Consider the following 2,630-nt stretch of genomic DNA (forward strand, 5'->3'; position numbering starts at 1 on the left):
AGCTCAGTGAGAAGAATATTTCCAATGCCCTCTTCAAGATTAAATATATAAATAATTACTTTCCTGAAAAAAAGATAATCGAAAAGAATAAAAGAGAGGGAAACTATTGTAAAAAATATAATCTTTGGAAGACTCTTTAAATTGAATGAAAGAAAGGAATTTTTTATCATTAGAAGACGTATCAGAAGCAGTGAAGTTGAATTTTCAATCTTTTTTATCATATGGAGGTTATCTCAAATTTTATATCAAATTTCTTCGTGGACTAATTTAAGAAAGATTTCCTCGAGCTTTTCTCCCACTTGCCCTGTAGCTTCTCTCAATTCATCCATACTTCCAATTGTAACTATTTCCCCTTTATTGATCACTGCAATTCTATCACATATCGACTCTGCAAGCTCCAATGTATGGGTTGATATAAAAACAGTACAGCCGTCATTACGGGTTTTTTCTCTGAAAATCTCTCTTACAAGTTTTGCGCTTTTAGGGTCAAGTCCTACCATTGGCTCATCTACAACCAACAATTCCGGATTGTGAATAAGCGCCGCGCTGATAACCAATTTCTGTTTCATTCCATGAGAATAACTTTCTACAAGTTCATCTATTTTTGTCTCAAGGTCGAAATCTTTACAGAGTTTTTTTGAATGCTCCTCTATCTCATCCTTTGACAAGCCAAAAATCCTTCCAACAAACCACAACACTTCTCTGCCCGTCAGTTTCTCATATAAATAAGGCTGTTCAGGGATTAGACCAATTTTTCTTCTAATCTCTAAGCTCTCTTTTACAGTATCTCTCCCATTTATTAGTATCATTCCTGAAGAGGGATTGAGAAGGCAGGAAATCAAGTTTATCGTAGTTGTCTTTCCAGCGCCATTGGGACCAATAAAGCCAAAAATCTCACCCTTCTTGACTTCAAAGCTAACTTTTTTTAAGGCATAATTGTCGCCAAACCTTCTATCCACTGAATCAAAAACAATCATTTCATCCATAGTTTCACTACCCTATAAAATCGTATCATTACCTATAGCTAATCATATATATCTCGAAAAATTCCAACCTTCTCTTGTAATGGGTATTTTTTATTGAATTATAGTTCAATCTTTTGCACCAATAAAATGAAAAAGAAGATTCAATCTTGTATCTTTTCTGTTCAAAAAAATTTTCACTAAAAGCACAGCAAATTTTCAATTTTTTCATAGTGTGAATAACCGAAGTATGAGCGATAATTGAGGAAACAAGAGTATCATCAAGAAGGCAACTATATAACGAATGCGTCAGGATGATAAAAATGTTGATTAAAGTGAAAAAACCTGAACAAAAAAAATGAAAAAGACTGTGTAAACAATCAATCAATTTGCTGGCTTAATCATTCCTCTCTCTATTTGCTTCGCACTCTAAAGGATAATCGATTAATTCCTTAATTGTTGGTGAATCACCGCAGATAGCGCAGTTGCGTTTTCTATCTATATCAATTCTTCTCAATATCATAGCAAGGGCATCGACAACCAAAATACCATTTATGGTTTTTCCAATGCCCGTGATAATCTTGATAACTTCAGTTGCCTGAATTATTCCTACCAATCCTCCTATTGCACCGATAACCCCTGCTTCTTGACAGGAAGGGATTGTGCCCGGTTCAGGTGGAGATTCAAAAATACATCTATAACAGGGAGTTTTGCCGGGAATCACTGTAAACACCTGCCCCATAAATCTTAAAATACCGGCAATGCTTAATGGTTTATTGCTCATAACACAGGCATCATTCACTAAAAATTTGGTCGGGAAATTATCACTTCCATCTACAATCACATCATAGTCTTTTATTATTTCCATTATATTTTCAGATGTCAGTCTTACATCATAGGTGTTTACTTTGATATCAGGATTAATGTCTTTCAATTTCATAGAAGCAGACTCAACTTTCTTTACACCTAATGTTTTCATACTATGGAGAATCTGCCTTTGAAGGTTGCTAAGGTCAACCTTATCTGCATCGACAACCCCTATAGTGCCTACACCAGCAGCAGCCAAATACAAGGCAGATGGTGAACCCAGCCCTCCTGCTCCAACTATGAGGACTTTTGATTCAAGAAGAGCCTGTTGCCCTTTACCTGACATCTCAGGAAGAATAATCTGTCTGCTGAATCTTTCAATCTGTTCTTCCGTTAATTTGAACACCGCATCCTCCCTTTCAAAAAGCTTCGATTATTGAATATAATTAAATCCATCAGGACCATCTTGTGATATTTTGATTTCACCGAAATTCATCTCATATTTTTCAATATGCTGATTCAAAGCGATTGAAAGACGTTTTGCGTGCTGAGGAGTTAGAATTATGCGCGACCTCAATTTCCCAAAAGGAGGATCAATGTTTATATAAATAAAATCAAGCGTAAACTCATCTATACCATGAGAAATTTTTGCAAGATTTGAATAAACCCCCTCTGCTATCTCCTCCTCAACCTTTATATTGACCTGTATTTCCTTCCCATTGCGGTTTTTTTCATCATTCATAGGTAAGCACCTCCATTTTAAAATTAGCACAGAAAAATCTGCAATTTTTTAATCCTTATAAACTTCTTCTTATTAAAATATGAGCACTAAAATCAATCAATTATGAAACACATATATTA

General features: G+C 35.0%; 5 protein-coding genes. All 5 read right to left on the minus strand.

The genetic code is table 11. From position 1 onward, the window contains the following. Positions 1-221: hypothetical protein (locus tag D6734_05915; protein RMF95242.1), on the minus strand; the 221-nt coding region annotated here is incomplete at its 3' end. A gap of 24 nt (positions 222-245) precedes the next feature. Then, on the minus strand, positions 246-986 hold the full coding sequence (locus tag D6734_05920; protein RMF95243.1) for an ABC transporter ATP-binding protein: 741 nt from the start codon (positions 984-986) through the stop codon (positions 246-248). A 28-nt stretch (positions 987-1,014) separates the two neighbouring features. Next, on the minus strand, positions 1,015-1,350 hold the full coding sequence (locus D6734_05925; GenBank protein RMF95244.1) for a hypothetical protein: 336 nt from the start codon (positions 1,348-1,350) through the stop codon (positions 1,015-1,017). Positions 1,351-1,359: 9 nt separating this feature from the next. Further along, entirely contained in the window at positions 1,360-2,175 is an 816-nt protein-coding gene (gene moeB, locus D6734_05930; protein ID RMF95245.1) for a molybdopterin-synthase adenylyltransferase MoeB, read from the minus strand. A 27-nt stretch (positions 2,176-2,202) separates the two neighbouring features. Further along, positions 2,203-2,511, minus strand: a complete 309-nt coding sequence (locus D6734_05935) for a DUF3467 domain-containing protein (GenBank protein ID RMF95246.1) — start codon at positions 2,509-2,511, stop codon at positions 2,203-2,205. Positions 2,512-2,630 lie beyond the last annotated feature (119 nt).

Source organism: Candidatus Schekmanbacteria bacterium, from assembly GCA_003695725.1.
GTDB lineage: Bacteria > Schekmanbacteria > GWA2-38-11 > GWA2-38-11 > J061 > J061.